Genomic DNA, 21,569 nt, shown 5'->3' with positions numbered 1-21,569 from the left:
TTAATTTCCCCCTTCACTTGTTACTAACTCTTTGAAATACGACTCTAGATTTTCCCCTTCAAAAGAAATCCGGTCGATAGCGATCCCTTCATAAACCAGCTGACGGACCAGGTCACGAATCAACACATTCTCTTGATAAATATGAATTTTGTGGTCACTGACGACTTTATATTCGGAAATCAGCTGACTCTCTAGCAAGCGGCTAGCTGTGGCTACATCATCCACTTCTAATTGAATAAACCGTTTCGCCATCAGATCGAATTCGTGTTTGGTCATCTCTTTGATCAGACGCCCCTCACTAATGACCCCAAAACGTGTAGCGACTAAGTACAACTCTTCTAAAATATGACTGGAAATCAAAATCGTCATGCCGCGTTCTTGATTCAATCGTAAAAGCAGCTCCCGAAACTCAACGATCGCTACAGGATCCAGGCCATTGATCGGCTCATCTAGTATTAGAAAATCCGGTTGGTTCAATAAAGCGATGGCTAAGCCTAGCTTTTGTTTCATACCCAAAGAAAAATCACGGTATTTCTTGTGGCCAACATTGGTCAATCCGACAAACGCCAATGCTTTACTGACCGCCTCAGGTTCCACCACCCCGCTGATTTTGCAATAATAGTTCAAATTTTGCTCTGCGGTCAATTGGTCGTAAGCAACTGGGGTCTCAATCACATTACCGACCCGTTTCAGCATCTGAGTGTACACTTTGCCGCCTTCAACATCAAACAACTGCAGACTGCCACTAGTTGGTTGGATCAACTGAACGATCGCTTTTAATAGGGTCGTCTTCCCAGCGCCATTTCTCCCCACCAATCCATAAATATCTCCCTTAGCGATCGTTAGATCGACATCATGTAGCGCCTGCTGTTTGCCGTAACGTTTGTTTAATCCTTTGATTTTAAGAACATTTTCCATTTTTACTTCCTCCTTGCTTGCTTCTGTGCTCATTCTAGCAAGCAGATCTAAATCAGCTATTAACTAATTATTAATTGATTCTTAACTCGTAGTTTTCTCCAAAAAACAGTTTATTTCTATTATACACAGCTGAAAATGAACCGATCTAGAAAAACCGTCCCTTTTCAGCAAACCAACCAATAGCAGATGATCTTTTCATTACTGCTTTTGCTCTTTGTTTTTTGCCTCACAAAGAAAGAGATTCCTTCATGACAAGGAACAAAAAACGTGGTAAACTAGTCACGAATCAAAGTGAGGTGAAATACATTGGTAGCAGCTATTATTTATTGGGCAATGATCATTATCAGTTTCGGTTGGTTGGCAGTCAGCTTATATTTCTCTATCTTCTATTTAGCACGTAAAGAAAATGGCAATTTATGGGCATTCGGCTTTTTAAATGTCATCACAGCAATCATTCAAGCCATCGTCCTTGTGGTTTACCGTACCTTCGGACAAGATTGGGGCGTTACACAATACTCAAGCCTCATCTATCTAGCACTTGGCTTATTGCTTGCTTTGACAGTCATCCAAGCTGTTTTAGGCCGTGAACCAAAAGCGAAAGTCGCTTAAGGGTTCCAATAGACACTCGTAAAAACGATCCGCTTTCTCTTTGATAAAAATAGGGAAATGGTCGTTTTTTTGTTAAAAAGAATTGACATTTGGGTGCTTTTCTTCTAAACTCTGAGAAGAATCAAATTAAATACGAGTACCCTTTAACATTTAGGTAGAGGTCGCGAGGTTCATTAATCCTGCTGAGTGAAGCAACACGTTTACAGCAGAGCTAGGGAACATCGCCGAAACAAGGTCGGTTTTGCTTGCATCGATTTTGTTGGGCCGCAAATGAACAATTTGCGGACTGTCTTAGCTTGTCTAAGTTGCGCTATGTTTTGTGAAAGGTTTGTCGACGATGACCTGTCAACAGCCGTTTTCCAATCATGGAGTACGGCTGTTTTTTTGCTTTTTCATCCTTACCTGCTTGTCCAACTCGTGAAAGGAAAGAGAAAAAATGAAAAAAAGTAATTGGATCTGGGCGGTCTTCGCCCTCTGTCTAACCCTCATTCAGCTGCCCCTAACCGTGCAAGCGGATGACCAAACGCCTGCGGAACAATTCCGTGTCGGTATGGAGGCAGGCTATGCCCCATTTAACTGGACGCAAACGACGGACGCCAATGGTGCCGTGCCGATTTCTGGGGAAGAAGGCTCGGCGTTTGCCGGCGGTTACGATGTCCAGATCGCCAAACGAATCGCTGAAGGCTTAGGCAAAGAATTAGTGATCGTCAAAACTCAATGGGACGGTTTGCCGCCAGCTTTGCAAGCGGGGACTATCGATGCCGTGATCGCTGGTATGTCACCAACGGCCGAACGTCGCGAGCAAATTGATTTTACCGATCCTTACTATGAATCAGATTTGGTGGTAGTGGTTCGTAAAGATGGCGAGTTCGCCGATGCCAAAAGCCTCGCTGATCTTTCGGGGGCAAAAATCACTGCCCAGCTGAATACTTTCCATTATACCGTCATAGATCAAATCCCTGAGGTCCAAAAAGAACAAGCCATGCGGGACTTCTCCTCCATGCGCGTTGCTTTAGCTTCGGGCATCATTGACGGCTACGTCAGCGAACGTCCAGAAGGCGTCACTGCCGTCGGTGCAAATCCTGATTTGAAGATGGTCGAGTTCGATGAAGGCGCCGGTTTTGAAACCAATCCAGAAGACGTCCAAGTAGCAGTCGGGATGCGCAAAGGCGATCCCGATGTTGAAAAAGTCAATGAGATCCTTGCAGGAATTTCTGAAGAAGAACGGGTTTCCCTGATGGATCAAGCAGTTTTAGATCAGCCTGCAGATGCCAGCGGAGAAACGGCAGATCAAGGTCTGATCGCTGATTTTAAAAAAATCATTGATGATTACGGCATGCTCTTTTTACGAGGCGCTGGCTTGACCTTATTCATCGCGATCCTTTCAACGATCATCGGATTGATTATCGGTCTTTTAGTCGGTATCTTCCGGACATTGCCGCTTTCAGAAAATCCAGTAGGACGTTTCTTCCAACGCATAGTCAACGGCCTGCTGACTATTTATATCGAAGTTTTCCGCGGCACCCCAATGATGGTTCAAGCAATGGTTATTTTCTACGGAACTGCTCTAGCCTTTGGTGTCTCCATGAATCGCACGCTGGCAGCCGTGCTGATCGTTTCTATCAATACGGGTGCCTACATGTCTGAAATCGTTCGTGGGGGGATTTTTGCTGTAGATGACGGCCAATTTGAAGCAGCTCAAGCCATCGGAATGACCCATTGGCAAACCATGATCAAGGTCGTGTTGCCGCAAGTGATGCGCAATATTTTACCAGCTACCGGGAATGAGATCATTATCAATATCAAAGATACTGCCGTCTTAAGTGTCATCAGTGTTGCAGACCTCTTCTTCCAAGGTACATCAGCCGCTGGAACGAACTTCCAATACTTCCAAACATTTGCGATCATCGGTGTGATCTACTTAGTCTTGACCATCAGTGCCACCCAGATCTTGCGCTTTGTTGAACGCAAAATGGATGGTCCCAGTGCGTATGTCAAATTAGAAGACATCAACCCGAACGAATAAGGAGGAAGAACATGTCAGCAATCATTGAAATTGACCATTTAAAAAAGAGTTTTGGCGACAACGAAGTCTTAAAAGACATCAGTTTGTCTGTTAATAAAGGAGAAGTTGTCACGATCATCGGTTCTTCTGGTTCAGGAAAATCTACACTTCTTCGCTGCATCAACTTATTAGAAAAACCAACCAGTGGGCAAATCATCTACTTAGGTGAAAATGTGCTGGAAAAAGGCTATGACTTGCCGAAATACCGTACGCATCTAGGAATGGTTTTCCAATCCTTTAACCTATTCAACAATATGAATGTATTAGAAAACTGCGTGACGGGCCAAGTCACTGTTTTGAATCGTGATCGCAAAGAAGCAGAAGCGACTGCCAAAGAAAATCTGGAGCAAGTCGGTATGGCTCAATATGCCAATGCCAAGCCTTCCCAGCTTTCAGGTGGACAAAAACAACGAGTAGCCATTGCCCGTGCCTTATCGATGAATCCGGATGTCATGTTGTTTGATGAGCCGACTTCTGCGCTAGATCCAGAAATGGTCGGTGAAGTGTTGAAGACCATGAATACGTTAGCTCATACTGGCTTGACAATGGTGATCGTTACCCACGAAATGGGCTTTGCCAAAGAAGTGTCTGATCGGGTCATCTTTATGGATCAAGGTGTCATTGCCGAACAAGGGACGCCTGAAGATATCTTTATTCATCCAAAAGAGCAACGCACCAAAGAATTCCTTTCCCGTGTGTTGAATTAATTTTCTGTCTTGAAACACTTAGCGGTCTTCTTCCGAGCTTTTTCGTCCTTTTTCAGTAAGCTTGGAAGAATTCAATGCTAAGTGTTTTTTTATTGCAGGAGGAGTAATTGTCAGAATTTATCAAAAAATCACAAAAAACCATTGCTATTTGTTAGAAACTTTGTTATTTTTTTTAAAACTAAGGAATTATAGGAGCTTTCATTTATGGAAAAAAAGTTACAGTTTAAGGATTACATGTATGTTGGATCAATGCTTTTCGGTCTTTTCTTTGGTGCCGGAAATCTGATTTTCCCCGTTCACATGGGACAAGAAGCTGGCGCGAATGTCGGCTTAGCCAACCTTGGCTTTTTAGTTACAGGGATCGGCTTGCCATTTTTAGGGGTCATTGCTATTGGCGTTTCCCAAAGCAGCGGTGTTTTTGAATTAGCTTCTCGGATCAATCGCCGCTATGCAATGATATTTACGATTTTGCTTTATTTAGTGATTGGGCCATTCTTTGCTCTGCCTCGTTTGGCTACTACTTCTTATGAGATCGGGATCGCTCCCCATGTTTCATCAGACATGCAAACTTGGTTATTGGCGTTGTTCTCTGCCCTATTTTTTGGAGCTGCTTGGTGGTTTTCACGCAAACCTAGCAAAATCTTAGATTATGTAGGGAAGTTTCTAAATCCCTTGTTTCTGGTCTTACTAGGAGTTTTGCTCTTTTTTGCCTTTTGGCAACCACTAGGAACCATCAGCGATGCGCCGATCTATCCTAGCTATCAAAGCGATGCTTTCTTTACTGGTTTCACAAACGGCTACAATACTCTCGATGCGCTGGCATCTTTAGCCTTCGGGATCATCATCGTCTCAACGATTCGCAATATGGGGGTTGAGAAACCTGCGACGGTCGCAAAAGACACGATCCTTTCCGGCTCTGTCAGCATCGTGTTGATGGGGATCATCTATACCTTACTTTCTTATATGGGAACCAAAAGTTTAGGCCAGTTTCCCATCAGCGAAAACGGTGGGATCGCTTTGGCACAAATCGCCAACCATTACCTTGGCACTGTCGGCAGTCTGCTATTGGCATTGATCGTCATCTCTGCCTGTTTAAAAACCGCCATTGGTTTGATCACGGCCTTTTCCGAAACCTTTGCTGGATTGTTTCCAAAGCAAAGCTACGGATTCTTTATCGCTTTGACAAGTATCTTACCAGCGATCTTCGCTAATGTCGGCTTGACCAATATCATCGAGTTTTCTATTCCAGTCTTGATGTTTATCTATCCACTGGCGATCACTTTGATTTTGTTGGCGATCATCAGTCCATTATTTAACCATCGTGCCAGTGTCTATCGAATGACGACATACTTCACGTTGATCGCTGCAATCATCGACGGCTTAAATGCGAGTCCTGCAGTGATTACCAACAACGCTTTCGTGCAAGGAATCTTGTCTTTTGCGTCAGATTATCTGCCCTTTTTCCAAATCGGGATGGGGTGGGTCGTACCAGCTGCGATCGGATTTTTGATCGGTTTGCTATGGTCGTGGTTCAAAAAAGACCCTGTTTCAGCCTAAATTAGTTAAAAAGATGAAAATAACCTACCTTTTTTTAAAGGGTAGGCTATTTTTTTGATTAAAAAGACTGACAGTTTCGTAAAAAAAAGATACAATAGAGCCACAAAGGAGGATACCTATGTTTTATGAAGAACTTATGATGGACCCGCAAACATTAATTAAATTTAAAATATTCCGGCGTATGCTGACTCTGCAAAACCCTAGCCACCCAATCGCACAATTGGCAAAGGAAATGGAGTTAAGCTACCAACAAGCTTTTATAGAGTTGACTGAGATCGACCAAGATCTAACTGAGTTAACTCCGGATCATATGTCGATACTCGGTCGTGGCGGTAAATTACAGCCTCAGAATATCGCGGTAACGATCGATGAATACCGCTTCTATTTATTGAATAAAAGCGTTCCGTTCTTATATGTTCTTTACATGCTGAATGAAGACAATCCTACGATCACGGATTTTTGTGCAAAATACGATGTCAGTCGTTCAACGGTGTCTCGCAAATTTGAACATCTAAAAAAACATTTGAAGCAATTTCAGCTTCGCTTTACGTACACTGAATCAAACTTAGTGGGCGATGAGCGTCTTGTGCGGCTCTCCCTATTCAATATCATTTGGTTAGGTACTCGTGGAATAGAATGGCCATTTGCGATCGCTGAGAGTGAGACAGAAAAAATGGTGGATCGATTCACGGAGTATTTCCCAATGACTCATTCTTATCTTGGCCGATTAGAGTTGAAGTATTTCGCCGCCTTGATTCTTTTACGAATCAAAAAAGGGAATTTTGCCAAATACGACAAGCGGTACAATTTCCTGATGAAAAATAATCCATATTTCGATTTTGAGCGTTTGACACAAGTCGTTGATCCTGAAGTTTCAATGACAGACAAACAATTAAAAGGCGAATCAGGGTTTATTTATTTGATGGCGCAAATCTTCCCATTCTACTTGAGTCCTGAAGAAGAAGCTTTGCAACAAACCTTGCAATTCTTTTCAAGCAAACAAAACCCAGTTTATCCGTTAGTCGCAGACTTGTTAGCAGAGATGAAAGCAACCTTCTTTGCTTCACAACCTGGCCTGTTAGACGAGCCATTGGTCGTGGGTAATTTAATCAATGTGACTTTCGGCAACTACGTTTTCCGTCAGCCGTTTCCAAATATCTATCGCTTGCTGACACCCTCGATCAATCGCGGGTCTGCTGAAGAGCAGCTGCAGCAAAAAATCGATGAATTCTTAACGAACTATCGCGAAGAATCAGCGGTGGACTATATCAATGATGAAAACCAAGAGCAGATGGCAACGATGTATACCCACGCCCTGCTGCCGTTTTATGATCAAATCCGTTATTCGAATCGTTTACGGGTAGGGGTTGCGTTAGAAGATAATTTCTTAGTCGTTCAAGGATTGAATCAATTCCTACATGACTTGACCTTCGTAGCAGCAGAACCTTATGATCTAAACCAGCAAGAAAATTATGATGTCATCGTTAGTTCCAATCAGTTGATGAAAAAACTCAAACCAGAAAAAATGAGTTATATTTGGGATTATGCGGCAGACGATCGGCAATACATTGATTTGTATCGTACGTTGAAAAACCGTTTTGATGAAAAGAACCTTTCTCTGTAACCAAACCGTTACGGTTTCTTAAGAACTTCCGAAAAGATTTGTCACAGAATATTCATATTTATCTCGTATACTCTATGTATACCAACAAACAACCCTAACTAACACTTTTTCATTTTTAACTCCTTCCCGTCGGCCACCCACCGACGGGTCTTTTTTTACTTATTTTCGCAGCCAGCAAACTTAAACACTTTCCAATCTTTTCTCCACAAAAAATTCATATTTGGACAGTATAGTATACATAACCCAACAAACAACCCTAACTAACACTTTTCATTTTTACTCCTTGCCTGTCAGCTACCCACTGACAGGCTCCTTTTTTTCTTACGGGGTTTGCCGTATACTAAAGGCAGGAGGTGGCCTATGACAACAGCCATTACGACAGTTGACCAATACATTGCAGCAGCTCCAGCAGAACGACAAGCGATTTTAAGAAAGGTCCGTCAAACCATCAAAGCCGTTTTACCTGAAGCGGTTGAAAAGATCAGTTATCAAATGCCTACTTATCATCAGGGAGAAAATATCGTACATTTTGCCTGCGCCAAACAGCATCTAGGCTTTTATCCCACGCCTTCTGCGATCACGGCCTTCCAAGAGGACTTACAACCATACAAGACCAGTAAAGGGGCGGTCCAGTTTTCTTTTGCACAGCCGATCCCTTACGAACTGATCGCTGTGATGACCGCTTGGCGACTCGCAGAAGTCAAAAACAAGCACGCGTAACTAGCAATTAAAAAACCGCTATGTCTAATGACGCAGCGGTTTTTTTGCTATGCACAGGCTTGTTTACAAGCCGGGTTTTGTATTCAAGGTGCTAACTTTCAGCACATGATGCAGGGGAATAATCCGCAGCTGCTGACGGTCGCTTTGTAATTTCAAGACAACTTGTTCTTTTGCTACCGTTTTGCCGACGATCCAGCCGGTAACGGTTTCAAAACCACCCAATTTCTCTGTTTTTACTTGCAGCACGACCAGATGCTTGGCAGCGGCTGCCTCTTGCAGCGTTCGCCGGATTTCTTTGACTTTCTCAGACTGATTCTTCTTGTCAGCATCATCACTGAAAAAGGTATCCAGCAACGTTGTGGATGTCATCACAATGAGTTTGCCCAATTGTTTGATGGGCGATGGTTTCTTTTCCATTGGACATTCCTTTCTGCGCGTTGCAGCAGTTTCTAAAACCACACATACGTTCGCATTTCCATGGTTCTATTTTAGCAAATTTTTGATAAAATACAAGCGAACACGCCTTATTTTTCAGAAGAAATAACCTCTAGCCAATAAGGAATCCCCTCTTGCAGCAGTTGATAGGTCTCTTCGAAATCTCCTGTATAATAAGGATCTGGTACTTCCTCAGCCTCTTTGCCAGGAACAACACTCAAATACGAACGGATCTTTGCGGTCGTATCGGCAGGTGCTAGCGCTTGAAGTGTTTCAACATTGTTCGCATCCATGCCGATGATCCAATCAAATGTGGCAAAATCCGCTTCAGTGATCTGCCGTGAAATAAGACCGTCACTAGAGATCCCTGCTTGACGCAGTCTTTTTTTGGTTCCGGGATGAGCAGAATGTCCGACTTCCCATGAGCTGGTCGCTGCCGAATCGATCTGCCAATCCAACTTGTGTTTTGCTATTTCTGCTTTATAAATAGCTTCTGCCATGGGGGAACGGCAAATATTACCTAAACAAACAAATAAAACTTTCGTCATCGCTTACTGCTCCTCTTTTTCATAGATTTGGTGGCCAAAAAATTCCACATCCTTCGCCAAACGAAACAATTGCGTCGCAATCTCTAATGGGGTCTCTGGAAAGTCGTTGTGAATCCAATTTTCCAAAATGCCTCCGCAGCCGTAGGAAAAGAATCGGCTATAAAATAGAATGTCTTGTTTCGTCAATTGCTGCTCTTGATCGACCTCCAAGAACAAGCGCTGAAAAAGCGGTTCTGTGATCTGTAAAAAACCGTTCATTAAGATCTCGCGGTCATAAGCCAGTGATTTGCGGTAAAAGGCCGGCGCTTGTTTCATTGCTTTCAGCATGCGCAAGGCGGCTTCTTCCCAGTTATCAAGGGAGACATCTTCTGTCGTCAAAAAAATCAGGGCATCTTGCCGATAGATCCATTGGATCAAAGCTTTTTTATCAGGAAAATGGTAGTAAAACGTCTGCCGATTGACTTGCGCCTTTTCGGCGATCTCCTGTACGCTGATTTTATTCACTTCTTTGGTCTCACAAAGGGTGATCAATGTCTGGCCAATCACAGCCTTCGTTTGTTTCCCATCCATCATAGGGCACCTCTTTTTCTTCTCTTTCTATCATACCAAATTTTCTAGCAAAAAAAAATCCTATCAAATGGTCCTTTTTCACAGACCTTATCCGAACACTTCGTCAGGGCAATAGATCCCTGTGTGCTTTTTGCATATGGCTGATTTCTGCAAAAAACGCCTGCCTTCATTTGAGGCAGACGCTGCTTTTGATAGTTAAACGGCAAGATGCTCACTGTGCCATTTTGGTTTGAAATTGTTCTCTGCGAATCACGCTGATTTTTTCAGTAAAATTGGCCCAATCGATGGGTCTAGGTGGTGCGAGCCATAAAATATGGTCGATCCCCAACGCACCATAAAATGGCAGGTTTGAAAGAATCAGGTGCGTATGATCATCTGGGTAACTCTGGAATTGTACATTCAAATCGAGAATTTTTTCAATATTCTTTTTGATCATCTGGTTGTAGGAATCACCAAATGAAAAATCAACACAGACATATAAAGGAACCAAAATCTCTTTTAATGGAATCGTAGAAACTAATAAAATAAGGTATCTAAAAAACAAAAACTCTTTATTGTTCCATAAGATCGGTCGATTACGACTTTCTTCCAGATAGTTGCGGCAAAAGGCAGCATATTCAGGATACGTCTCAAGAAAATACGTGACATCCATGTATTGGTACTCATAGCGAGAACTAAAAGAAAACGACAGGAGCTGGTAATGAATCGTAGTCGTTTCGGCATGAAGCAGTGCCAACGTGTCCGTGGCTAGCGAAAACTGCTGTTGGACCGCCTGAATAAACTGCTCGTTTAATTGTTGGATATAGGTTTGTTCTTGGTCGATGTAGCTATTATTGTCGATCAGCCAACCCTCAACGATCAAAAAGCGCAAAATATCTCGTGCTTCACGTTCTAGGACTTCTTGATTGTTGATCGTCAAGATCTCCTGCAACCAACGCTTCAAATCTTCAATGATCACTAAATGTTTTGGCAAGACTAAATCGTTTTCCACACTGTTTTGTATGAAATGTCCTTTAGACATCCGCGCCAAAACAATACCTAGATAATGTTTCTTGCGAATCCGCATGCGGGCAGACTGTTCTGGATTCAGCCAAGTACTTTCATTGAATCGATCAAAGGTTTTTTCTTTGTCCAAGATACATTTTGGGAAAGGGGAATGGTTCAAATAATATTCCTTCATAAAAAAGAGAAAAATAAACTCCCGAATCTCACTTTCTTCACCCACCAGCTGAAACTCTTTCGTCACTTCAATGTCGTATTCTTTCAAGATCAGTTTAAACTGTTTAAATTCTTTATAGACGGGATTATGACTTAGATAGTGATTGGTAGCAAATTCGTATAAAGAAGACAATTGCTCAAAAAAGCATTCTTTCAACATAGAAAATTTTAACGCTTGATCTAGATAATAGGTCAGTAGTGTGTCTGAAGTTGCCAGCCCGGAGGCATTCAGTTTAATGACCGTCCCATCGGTCACGATCTCAAATTCCTCATTCAATCCTAGTTCATAAAAATCAAGATTCAATTCTTGAACGGTCTTATTGATCAGAAATTCCGACATGGTCAATTGGTCCATCAATGTTTCCTTCGTTTCAGAAAGAGCGACTGCGTTTTCCAAATATTGCAGCATCATCAATTTTCGTTTGTCCGCCTTATTCAAAAATGTCACAAACATGCGTTTTCAAGCCTCCGTTATTTTTTTGGCCATAAAGAACGTTTCCTGAAAATAGATAGCATAAGCTGGCAAGATACGAAGGTTTGTCATCCCCGTCACCATCCGTATTATTTCCCGGCAGTGCTAAATCGACAGCCAAACGATCCGACGCAAAAACATCTTCTAACATGACTCGTTGTGCTAAGTGCTTCTGTTTTTCCAAAAAACTGCTCTCTGGAAATGCGGATTGTTCCTGTTCTTTTTTCGGAACAGGTTCCGGTTCAGGAGCCGGCGATTCTTTGGATTCTTCCTTTTCTGCAGGCGGTTCATCTGCTTTTTCCGTACTTCCTTCTGGCGGATCCGTTGGGACGATTTCTTCTGAGGGGTCTAGCGGATTATAGATAGTCGCAAAAACAACTTGTTCTGTGACAAGATCGATCATTCCAATAATCATGCAGGCACCAATGACAAAACCAAATCTGCGTTTCATTTCTTCACCCTCCTTATCAACAGAGCTTCTTTTTGATGCTCTTTCTACGGCGCTGAACGTTTCAACAGTTTGTGAACGCCAAGCAGACATCCACTAATTATAAATAAAATAACAAATAAAAGAAACCAATTTTTTTCAGATTGTTGTTTCCATAACATTTCTTGTTTTTGAGCCAACACTCTTGCGCCTTGTGACGTACTGCCCATGGTCGCTGTGTTTTGCGACTGCCCGGCAGTTGCTTGCTCAACAGGAATCGCTGTCAGCACGTAGCGTTCTTCTGTTCGAGTAGGTGTGGGACAAGTAATCAATGTCAACTTTGGTGTCTGGTCATCTGTTAGAACCGACAAGTCGGATTCATCTACGACTTTTTTATCGATAATAATATACTGCTGGCGTTCCTCGAGGTAGGTTACGGACACTTCCATCCCCACCTGTGCTTCTAGCAATTGACCAAATAACAAACTTTGTCTACCGAGATGATGCCCTAAAACGACAAAATTGTTATTTTTTAACAAACGTTCCGGAAACATCACGACACCGCCTTTCAGCAGCTGCTGATTGGTTATCCCCACCAATAGCGGCTGCTGGAACTCGATCGCTTCAATTGCAACAAAGCCGTACCCGGTGATCGTTGCCGACTGCGGAGCCAATACATCCCCTAGAGCCGGCATTTGAATCGTTTCTTCTTCTGGAATCGTTGTCGGCAGCTGGGTCGCTATCGTCAATTCGCTTGTGCGTAATTGCCAACTGACGATGCTTTCTTTTAAAAAAGGAAGTGCCAACAAGAGGATACCTGCGATGATCAAGCCATCGATCAAGTATTTCTCAAGGTGCTCACGCTTCATCCGTTTCATTTTTTTTCTTTCGTCGGTACCATAAAAGCAGCAGTAAGGCGAGCAGCAGCAAGAGACCGCCGATCAAGAAGTAAAGCCACGTGTAATCTGTTTCGATCGTCACATCTTTCTTATTAAGATCACGAGCAACATCGCCAGTCACTGTGAATTCTTTTTCGAAGCTCCATTTATAGAGATAGCTTTCTTCCTCGCCTTCTTCATTCTCCACTTTGTATTGTCCTTCATCGCTTTTCCCACCATAGGCCACGGAAGTCAACACATAGGTCCCTGCTTCTAAACGTTGTCCTTCCAAGGAAATTGGGTACGAGAAGTTTGAATTAGGTGCCATTTGCATTCGTGAGGTATCTGAAGCATACAAGACGTCACTATCGCCTTTCTTCTTCACTTCATTGATCAACCGTAAGGAATTTAAGTAAGCTGATTCAGGATTTTGCAACGTAACATTGATGGTATTGCGAGCGTTGACTTGTCCCGGTCCAACATCCAGCAGTTTTAGATCCGGCGTGACTTCTGTTGTATTTTGACGGAGTAAAATCGCAACGACATAGGCATACTCATTCTTGATGGCTAACCCTTGGTCTTCTTCACTGTCAGCAGTATCGGTTTCCGCTGTCGTTTCTTTCAAGGTCAAACCACCGGCAATAACCCCTTCAAACGATTCTGAGGGCATACTGATCTTTAAGGGTAAGGTGATTTGGGATTGTTTCGGGATCGTGATCTCTTCCTCCACTTCAATCAAATCAGCCATATCATAAGGCAAGGTTTCGTCCGCTTCGATGTCGTTTTCGCCATATTCCACGACCCCGTTTAGATTCGTAGTAGCAGAAGCGATCACTGGCGCGATGACGACCTCTTGATCGGTGTCATTGCGCAATTGGACTTCTACAGTTTGAACCGCTCCTGGCTCCATTTTCAAGTCAAAATAAGTCTTTTCTTTATCGATTTGATTCTCTGGAATAACTGGATTGACGGCAAAGTTAAATTCAGAAGCGGTTCCTATGGTTGGTACAAAAAAGAAAATACTTGCGAATAGGAGCGCCAAAAGCTGTTTGATTTTTTTCATGATGGATGTCCCTTCTTTCTATGTATTCTCCTTGAACCCTTTCGAGGTTCAAGGAGAAAGCTGGTACTTATGGGTTGGTTGGTGTGTCTGTTAGTAACCAAGTAAATGTGGTGTTGTATTGGCTGGCATATTTCGTCGTTGAGCCTGGAACTTCCAACTCAATGCTATCCATGGCTGCAGCTAAACTATCGCCCCAGCTCATTAAATAGGTCCCTGCCCCTTCGCCATCTTGGGCACTCATCACTAAGGATTGGGCACCATTTGGATTCAATGTGATCGTTGCGCTCACATTTGATGGTTTTGGTGACAATGAAGGAGTTACCACAGTTCCCTTCGTCAAACGAATTTGCGCAGCAGTCAATTCTTGATCTTCCGCTGTTTTGAACTGACCATTTTGGCGAACATTCAATGTCCAACCGCTCTCTGTTCCCCGATTGTCTGTCACTTGGACAAAATTCGGTCCTTCTTGATTATCACCAACTGAATCCACATATTTTTGAGTTTCCGCATGGTAGATCTCTGTTTTTGAGGTGATTTTTTGTGTGCCAAAGTAAAGGCTTGAAGCAAAATCAATCGATAGCGGTCCGTTCGTTCCCGGATTTGGTCCATCTGGGTCCGTTGGATCCACTGGTTTGATCGGATTTTCTGGATCTGGATCCGTTGGGCTGATTGGATTAGTTGGATCCGTATTTGGTTCAAAGGTGATTTGTCCATTTGAGTTGTATTCTGCACTGTCCGCTGCTTGTGCCAGCACTGGTGCTGCTAGGCTTAAGCCTAATACTGAGAGAAATGCTAGTGTTTTTTTCATGTCTATACTCCTTATCCTTCCGTTCCTGGTGTATCTGATAATACCCAAGTCAATGTAGTCGTGTAGCTAACGGCATCTTTTGGGGTGCTGCCTGGTACAGAAAGTGCGACTGCTTTGGTAATATCGGCTTGTACTTCTTGATCATCTTTGTCTATTTCAGTGATCGACTCAACGCTTCCCCAAGCATTGACCCATGTCCCAGCACCTGTTTGATTTGCTGCGGTCATCACCACTGATTCAGCACCGGCTGCATCCAACGTGATCGTTGCTTCTGCCACTGGAGCAGTGACGCCAATCGCATTTGATTTAACGGCAGGGCTTGTTAGGGTGATGACAGAACCAGTCAATTCTTGATTCAACGTCGATTCATTTTTAAATTGTCCATTTTGCTTCACAGACAACCGCCAACCGGCATTACTACCGCGATTATCAGTTACTTGGACATAATTGGCAGTTTTTAATGTAGAAGCTGTGCCATCGTCATTCAAGTACCCTTGTGCTCGTGCATAATAAACTTCGTTTTTATTGGAGATTTTATTGACACCAAAATCTAAGCTAGAGGCATAATCGATCGATAACGGGCCATTTGTTCCAGGATTTGGTCCATCGGGATCGGTTGGATCAACAGGATTGACCGGGTTTTCTGGATCTGGGTTTTCTGGATTGACTGGGTTCGTCGGATCGGTATTTGGAATAAAATCAACCGCCCCATTTGAGGTGTAAGAAGCCGCTTCGGCTGCTGAAACCTCGGTTGCTGCACTCGCTGCTGCCAATACGGCAAGACTTAAAAAGACCCATGCTGTTTTTTTCATTTCTATTTGACACTCCTTTATCTTTTTTACTGAAAATCAGTGATTTTAATTGCTTTCAGGGACATTCTTTAAATTCCAAGTCAATGTCGTCCGATACTCTTTGGCTAATTTTACGGAACTGCCTGGTACGTTTAATTTTACTGCCGTTGACCCTTCCGTTGCATCGTTCCCAAACTTGTAAATCCAAGTTCCCATTCCTTTTCCGACAGGTGCATTGACCAAGGTGATTTCACTATCGGGTACAAAGGTATGACTTGCAGTAACTGTTGGTGCATACTGCATATCGGTGACTGAAGTTGCTGCACCTGAGGCGATCGATAATGAAGCGCCGACTAGCTCTTCGTCATCAGCCGTTTTGAATTGTCCGTTTTGCACAACACTCAATGACCAACCTTCTTGCGTTCCTCGTTTATCTGTTACTTGCACATAGTTTGGTCCAGCAGCGCCAGCTGTGAACTCTTGCAGCTGTGCGTAATAATCTTTTGTTTCAGAAGTAATCAGTTGGTTGCCAAATTGAAAACTTGAAGCAAAATCAATCGATAATGGTCCAGCTGTTCCAGGATTTGGTCCATCTGGATCGGTTGGATCGACGGGATCCACTGGTTTTTCTGGATCGGTCGGATCAACTGGATTGGTTGGATTCGGGTCCGCTTCAAAAGTGATTGCTCCATTTGAAGTGTATTCAGCGGCATTAACGGTTGTTGGTAACAGAGCAGTGCTCATCAATAGAATGCCTGCCGTCAAGAAAAGTTTTTTCATTTTTTGTTCTCCTTTTGATTAAAATGATTCCTGCTGCCAACAAAACGACAAGACCACTGCTTTGATAGCTATTGAAGTGATCTGATCCTGTTGCCGGCAGAATATTGTTGCCTTTTTGATTAACTTGTTTATTCCCTGGCTGTTCTTTTACGGGCTCTTCTGGCTCCTCAACTGGTTCTTCATAGACGCCGAAAAAGGAAGTAATGCCATTGCTGTCATAAGCACCTGCTTCGGCTGCTGAAACGAGCTGAGGAAATATTAATAGACAGCCAGCAATAATACCGATCATGATTTTTTTCATTTGTTTTCCTGCCTTTATGGGTTGCCAGGTGCCGAAACCAGCTGCCAGCTCAAGGTTCCTTGATAGTCCCCAACTTTTTGCTGTTCGACTGGAACGGTAAGCTTGATTCCTTCATTCTGACTTTCGCCCCAGTGCTGATTCACGACGTATGTGCCATTTTCTGTCAATTCCGTTTCCTCGATGATCATTTCCCCACTGGTTATCATCTGTTCTTGACCGTTTGTCACAAAGCGGAAGACATCGGTTAATTGATCTGTCCCATCCGTTAATGGCTGTTGCTCTTTGACCGTCAAGCGCCATGGACTCCGTTCGGACCCTCTCGTATCTTTCACCGCTAGCTCACCTGTGATCGTTGGCCAATAATCTTGTGTTTCTGTGGCAACTTTCTGCTGCCCAAAATCAAAGTCTGTTGGCACACTGCTTAAAATAAGCTCGCCGGCAACTGCGACATTGACGACTTTTTCTGCCCGTTGACTGCCTGCTTCATAATGGTAAGCCGTTGATACATTTTTCAACAGCTCATCTTCCGTTGCTTGCTGGATCGCGGCAAAAGCTTGCGGATCGACAGTCGGTGGTATATTTGCCCGATTATCTGCAAAAATCGTGGTTGCTTGGGTATAGTCTGCCAAAGCGGCTTCATCTGTCAGCGCCGTTGCTTCTGGTAAGGTCAAACGGACATCTTTTGCATAGACGGCAAATTGCCGATCAGCAGAAATGACACTTTCATTTTTGACCACCACCAGATTCACGGTAGTTTCTTCCTGATTCTGATCGTTTTCCCCTACTGAAAAAGTGATCGCTTGTTTGCGGTAGACCGCTGTTTCTAACGGTTCTTGAATCGCAGCTAAGACCTCATCTGTCAGCGTATCCTTAAAGAAAGGACGCCCGCTGGCTTCGAGATAAGTCACGGCTTGTTCTTTGGTCAGCGATTGTGCCTCTTGCTCTGTAAGGATCACATTGCGGGCTTGGACTTCAGCCTTATTTGAGTAGCGGACACTAATATCGTAACTATACTCCCCATCAGGACTCGTCCAGTCAACTGGCTCTGAATCTGGTTGTTCCGTCAACTGCTGATCCGTGCTATCCAGCTTGCTGGATTTGATTTGCCCCGCATAGACCCATGAACCGGACGTTTGGGTTTCTGGTGTAAACGTCAATGTTGGCAATTCCGTTACCGTGTAGGGAATCAATAAACGCCCTTTTTGCACCTGTGTCCCCGCCTGCTCAGTTCCCCATGCTTGCAAGGTCAGCGGCGTATTGTTCTCTTTGACTGCCGTTACATTGTGACTAATGGCGCCAATCCCGTTAGCGACTCCCGGTGTTTCGACTTCGTAGTTAATGATCGAACCTGGTATCGCAATACCGTACCCGTTGGCTGCATTGGTCACATCGTTGTCCCCGATGAAGGTTTTCCCAGTCGCTTTTTCGATCCCGCTGAAGTTGATTGGCGTGATCGCTGCAGCATTAGCAGCAGTTGGATTTATAGTCAGTACTTGATAGGCACTAACCGCTCCAAACCACGTCCCTTGACTGTTGACTCGAGAACCTGCATCATTGGTCGTCGTTTTCAGCCACGTTAAATGATCTTTGTCCGTATCTGGTGTTGCGAAATCTGAAAGATTGATTCGCCCCGTTCCCGGCGGTGACTCAATCGTCCCTTTGTCTTCCACCGTTAACTTCGCGCCTGAAATCAAATTCGTTGCAGAAGAAATACCGATACCGGCATCCTTGGAAAGATGGATGTCACCGAACTGATGATAGGTCGTTGCGTGATTGACAGCAGTGGCTGAACGGCCATTTTTGATGTCTCCCCCATTGGCCATTAGCTTGATGCCGTTTGTCACATTCAATTCGGTAAAGTTGACGATTCCCAGACCCGTCACAGCGATTGGATCAGTTTGATAAGAAGCTGTCCCATCGACATTTTCACCAAAGCTCATCTTCACTTGATTGCTGCTGTTGGCTACGATCGTGTTCGTAAAGTTGTCTGACGCATTTCCGCCTGAAATCCCATTGATACTTTTGGCTCCTTGAACCCGCATTTCGACATCTCTTAAAATTCGATTTGAAGAAATGTTTGAATAATTTGTTGTATACAAGTTACCGATGCTTGATCCTTCTGCTTGTATATTAATATTGATTTTACCGCTTCTTGTGTTGGCGGCCGTTGAACCACCATCGCCATAGATCGTTGCCCCGTTCAATGCATCTGATCCCGGTTTTGTATAAATGTTCAATGTAATCGTATTGGAGCTGTCAGTCCCAACGATGTTGGTACTGTTATACGGATTTCCACCTGAGATATTCGTTCCTGAAGGAAGCTTAAATTCCCCTTCATAATCCCTTAGATCGATTGTTAATTGTGCATCCCCTAGCAGCGAACCTGCATTCGTGATTCCCCCAGAAAAAGCACTTGGACCTGTCCGAGGTGTTCCAGAAAAATCTCCGCCGTAAATTCGATTATCAGAATTTCCATTGATCGTGTGTCCAGAAAAATACCCATACGAGGCCCCCATTGAGGCATTGATGATACCATCATGAACAGTCACTGAAACGTCCCCAGTAATTTTGGCATCCCCCCAACCGCCGCCACTGAGAAACCAGTCGACTTGACCGTAATTTACTTCAGCATGTGAATTACCAAATACACGTTTACCGGTATATCCTGCACCTTCCAACGTATCCACGATCCCGCCATTCAAGATGTTTGCCGTGTTTCCCTCGATGATTCCTGAAAAACCACCACCATAGGTCCAACGAGCGACTACATTGTTTAAGACTGTTTTTGTATCCCCATAAATATAAAGGTTGGTTGCTTGCACACCATTGGTACCGCCTCCGCCTACGATATCAAACGTTCCGACACCATTTGCTCGTGAATTCAAGCTATTTGAATAGGCAATACCATCTTTATAAGATCGTCCCCCATAACTATAAACGAATCCAGGTCCGCCGACCGTGCGAGAATCATTTAATACGCCGACTTCGACAGTTGTGCTGCCGTCAATAAAGCCACCATACCCAGCTGCCCGCGTATACGATAAGTTGTCTCCTCCATAGCTGACACAGCCTTCTAGGATTTTCGTCGTAATATCACCGTATACTTTAAAGCGAGCAGTGGTTTCAGCGTAAGCCCGGCGATCAGTTGGTGTCATCGCGTCATACACACTATCAGATCCAGTTTGCAGACTGGTAACACTTACGTCCATTCCTGCTCCGCCATCGACACGATTGAACGACCCTTGATTGTAGTCACCTGCTTTAATCGTATTTTCAATACTCCCAGTAATCGTTCCATTGGTTCGATTGGCACCAATAAAATAGGCTGCTCCTGTAGAATAGGCGCTAGTGTCTACTTGGTTCGTAATCGCTGTTTGCTCTCGTGTCTGTCCAATATTTCCTTCTCTGGAACCACCATAATAATTCAATCCTGTACCGGTCCAACCACCCACTCCCGTGAGAGTATTGTGGACTTTTCCACCAATGTTCCCGTATTGAACACCGCCATAATAGGTTCCTAAACGGAAATTGGTGTTCGTTGTTTGAAAGACTGTTGCGACATTACCGGTAACATTGGCTGTATTTGAAGTAGTGGTTCCGACACCGCCCCCATAATAATTGGTCAGTGTGCCATTTAGTCGATTGATCGTGACACTGGTATTCCCATCAATCGTACCGATATTGGCACCTCCTGCAATCGTACTGATGCCGCCCACCGTATTATTTACGACAACCGCTGTATTCCCAGTCAATGTACCACCGCTTTGATTCCCACCATAGATGTTCCAAGTTCCAGAGCCTGTCGCATTTACAGTGATCGTCGGATTTCCAGTAAGGTCGCCATTGTTGCTTCCTCCATAAATAGAAAGGCCATTGCCGGTGGAACCACCGTTCAAGGAAAGACTATGTCCATTCATGTACATTCTCGTCCCCGTATAGTTGAGGTTTCGAATCACTACATCAGAACCAAAGTAGATGTCCGTGCCAAAAGGAACGGTTCGACTACCCGAAGTCAACGTTGTTGCATCTGTGATGGGATCATCACTATGCCCTGTGATGATCAAGCGACTGATTTTTCCTTGTAGTGCATAAAAAGTCATGTTTGTATTATCGACTGTGTCTGGAATCGTCTTTGAAGTCAGATTTGATGGCAAAGTCGCTAAAGCTGAGCCAGAGCCGACATACAAAGCAAATTCTTGGCCATTGCCGTTTTGATACATATCGAACAACGCTTGACGAATCCCTTCAGCACTATTGGTGTATTCTGCATATGCTGAATCATCTCCAGCAGGGCTTGGTACAGCGATCACTTTCGTTTTATCGGCTTCTGCAATGATCTCTTTGATCGATTGTTCTGCCAACGAGATGTCCGCCGCTCTTGCCTTAACAGTCGGTTTAAAAACAGCGGTCAAGGTTTGATTCTCCGTGAGAATCAATTCGGTCAGCGCTTGGCTTGTATAGACCGTACCGTCTAACGACCAACCTTCAAAAGCAGTATCATCTTCAAAAACTGGTAAATCACTTTCTTTTAGTGCTTCCCCTTTGTTTTTGCTGAACTGGATGCGAGTTTTTCCGGTAGCAAATACATGCTCAGTATCTGTTAGAAAGGTCACCTGGACTTCTTCTACAGCTTCGGATGACTCTTCTGTCTCAGAAGAAGATGTCTCAGTGGTTGCTGCAGTCGAATCTGCCGAAGCAGCTTCGCTAGATTCTTTTATTTCCGTTTGATTGGTTTCTTCCTGATTGTCGGTTGATGAAGCGACCGGCTCAGCAGAAGAAATCATTTGTTCTTCACTTGTTTTTGTAACACTTTCGGCTTGTGCCACTACCATTGCATATGAAAAACACGGACCTGATGTTAGTAGAAAAACAAGTAAAGTTGTTAAAAACCGTTTCACTTTATCCCTCCTATCTTAAAAAAATAAACGTATCGCGCAGTGCACGCCCTGTGTTACAACTCTTAGTTTAGCGAGTTGACGAAAGAGAATTATAATTCTTTTTTTCTTCCATTCAAAATTATGATTATAATTGTTTTTTCATAATTCCAATTTTTGTAACTTCCACATCTTACAGCTATT

General features: G+C 43.7%; 19 protein-coding genes and 1 riboswitch. Of the genes, 6 read left to right on the top strand and 13 right to left on the bottom strand.

Annotated features, from left to right (window positions below; genetic code table 11):
- Complete coding sequence (locus IGJ12_RS01865) at positions 1 to 918, bottom strand: ABC transporter ATP-binding protein (RefSeq protein ID WP_008376231.1); 918 nt, start codon at positions 916 to 918, stop codon at positions 1 to 3.
- A gap of 306 nt (positions 919 to 1,224) precedes the next feature.
- Between IGJ12_RS01865 and IGJ12_RS01860 the strand changes: the two genes are divergently transcribed.
- The 6 genes from IGJ12_RS01860 (at position 1,225) to IGJ12_RS01835 (ending at position 8,200) form a co-directional block, all read left to right on the top strand.
- Positions 1,225 to 1,527, top strand: a complete 303-nt coding sequence (locus IGJ12_RS01860; protein WP_005232333.1) for a hypothetical protein — start codon at positions 1,225 to 1,227, stop codon at positions 1,525 to 1,527.
- A 147-nt stretch (positions 1,528 to 1,674) separates the two neighbouring features.
- Positions 1,675 to 1,848, top strand: a riboswitch (Lysine riboswitch).
- A 115-nt stretch (positions 1,849 to 1,963) separates the two neighbouring features.
- Complete coding sequence (locus IGJ12_RS01855) at positions 1,964 to 3,553, top strand: ABC transporter permease subunit (protein ID WP_016619640.1); 1,590 nt, start codon at positions 1,964 to 1,966, stop codon at positions 3,551 to 3,553.
- A gap of 11 nt (positions 3,554 to 3,564) precedes the next feature.
- Entirely contained in the window at positions 3,565 to 4,299 is a 735-nt protein-coding gene (locus IGJ12_RS01850) for an amino acid ABC transporter ATP-binding protein (protein ID WP_005232339.1), read from the top strand.
- Positions 4,300 to 4,503: 204 nt separating this feature from the next.
- On the top strand, positions 4,504 to 5,856 hold the full coding sequence (gene brnQ / locus IGJ12_RS01845; RefSeq protein WP_008376239.1) for a branched-chain amino acid transport system II carrier protein: 1,353 nt from the start codon (positions 4,504 to 4,506) through the stop codon (positions 5,854 to 5,856).
- Between the two features lie 118 nt (positions 5,857 to 5,974).
- The gene (locus tag IGJ12_RS01840; protein WP_005232342.1) at positions 5,975 to 7,480 is read left to right on the top strand and encodes a helix-turn-helix domain-containing protein; all 1,506 of its coding nucleotides are present in this window, start codon (positions 5,975 to 5,977) and stop codon (positions 7,478 to 7,480) included.
- 360 nt (positions 7,481 to 7,840) lie between these two features.
- The gene (locus IGJ12_RS01835) at positions 7,841 to 8,200 is read left to right on the top strand and encodes an iron chaperone (protein WP_005232344.1); all 360 of its coding nucleotides are present in this window, start codon (positions 7,841 to 7,843) and stop codon (positions 8,198 to 8,200) included.
- A 63-nt stretch (positions 8,201 to 8,263) separates the two neighbouring features.
- Here the strand turns inward: IGJ12_RS01835 and IGJ12_RS01830 are convergent, their stop codons facing one another.
- The 12 genes from IGJ12_RS01830 to IGJ12_RS01775 form a co-directional block, all read right to left on the bottom strand.
- Complete coding sequence (locus tag IGJ12_RS01830; protein ID WP_005232346.1) at positions 8,264 to 8,617, bottom strand: hypothetical protein; 354 nt, start codon at positions 8,615 to 8,617, stop codon at positions 8,264 to 8,266.
- Positions 8,618 to 8,724: 107 nt separating this feature from the next.
- Entirely contained in the window at positions 8,725 to 9,183 is a 459-nt protein-coding gene (locus IGJ12_RS01825; protein WP_005232347.1) for a low molecular weight protein-tyrosine-phosphatase, read from the bottom strand.
- Positions 9,184 to 9,186: 3 nt separating this feature from the next.
- A complete protein-coding gene (locus IGJ12_RS01820) occupies positions 9,187 to 9,756 on the bottom strand; it encodes a TetR/AcrR family transcriptional regulator (RefSeq protein WP_005227190.1) in 570 nt (189 codons plus the stop codon).
- Between the two features lie 208 nt (positions 9,757 to 9,964).
- Complete coding sequence (locus IGJ12_RS01815; protein ID WP_244732918.1) at positions 9,965 to 11,425, bottom strand: helix-turn-helix domain-containing protein; 1,461 nt, start codon at positions 11,423 to 11,425, stop codon at positions 9,965 to 9,967.
- Positions 11,403 to 11,894, bottom strand: coding sequence for a hypothetical protein (locus IGJ12_RS01810; RefSeq protein WP_016611451.1), 492 nt, complete (start codon positions 11,892 to 11,894; stop codon positions 11,403 to 11,405). Before IGJ12_RS01810 ends, IGJ12_RS01815 begins: the two co-directional genes overlap by 23 nt.
- Before the next feature lie 44 nt (positions 11,895 to 11,938).
- Entirely contained in the window at positions 11,939 to 12,739 is an 801-nt protein-coding gene (locus tag IGJ12_RS01805) for a class A sortase (protein WP_016611452.1), read from the bottom strand.
- Positions 12,729 to 13,811, bottom strand: a complete 1,083-nt coding sequence (locus IGJ12_RS01800; RefSeq protein WP_016611453.1) for a DUF916 and DUF3324 domain-containing protein — start codon at positions 13,809 to 13,811, stop codon at positions 12,729 to 12,731. Before IGJ12_RS01800 ends, IGJ12_RS01805 begins: the two co-directional genes overlap by 11 nt.
- 67 nt (positions 13,812 to 13,878) lie before the next feature.
- Complete coding sequence (locus tag IGJ12_RS01795) at positions 13,879 to 14,619, bottom strand: WxL domain-containing protein (protein ID WP_005232357.1); 741 nt, start codon at positions 14,617 to 14,619, stop codon at positions 13,879 to 13,881.
- 11 nt (positions 14,620 to 14,630) lie between these two features.
- Positions 14,631 to 15,431 carry a WxL domain-containing protein gene (locus IGJ12_RS01790; RefSeq protein WP_008376256.1) on the bottom strand — a complete coding sequence of 267 codons (801 nt, stop codon included), beginning with the start codon at positions 15,429 to 15,431 and terminating at the stop codon, positions 14,631 to 14,633.
- A gap of 45 nt (positions 15,432 to 15,476) precedes the next feature.
- Positions 15,477 to 16,190, bottom strand: a complete 714-nt coding sequence (locus tag IGJ12_RS01785) for a WxL domain-containing protein (RefSeq protein ID WP_016609549.1) — start codon at positions 16,188 to 16,190, stop codon at positions 15,477 to 15,479.
- On the bottom strand, positions 16,123 to 16,491 hold the full coding sequence (locus tag IGJ12_RS01780) for an LPXTG cell wall anchor domain-containing protein (RefSeq protein ID WP_008376260.1): 369 nt from the start codon (positions 16,489 to 16,491) through the stop codon (positions 16,123 to 16,125). Before IGJ12_RS01780 ends, IGJ12_RS01785 begins: the two co-directional genes overlap by 68 nt.
- 14 nt (positions 16,492 to 16,505) lie before the next feature.
- Positions 16,506 to 21,389 carry a hypothetical protein gene (locus tag IGJ12_RS01775; protein WP_430619280.1) on the bottom strand — a complete coding sequence of 1,628 codons (4,884 nt, stop codon included), beginning with the start codon at positions 21,387 to 21,389 and terminating at the stop codon, positions 16,506 to 16,508.
- Positions 21,390 to 21,569: the final 180 nt, after the last annotated feature.

Source organism: Enterococcus sp. DIV0802b (assembly GCF_050543535.1).
In the GTDB taxonomy this organism is placed as follows: Bacteria; Bacillota; Bacilli; order Lactobacillales; family Enterococcaceae; genus Enterococcus_D; species Enterococcus_D entomosocium.
This window is presented reverse-complemented; position numbering and strand designations above follow the sequence as displayed.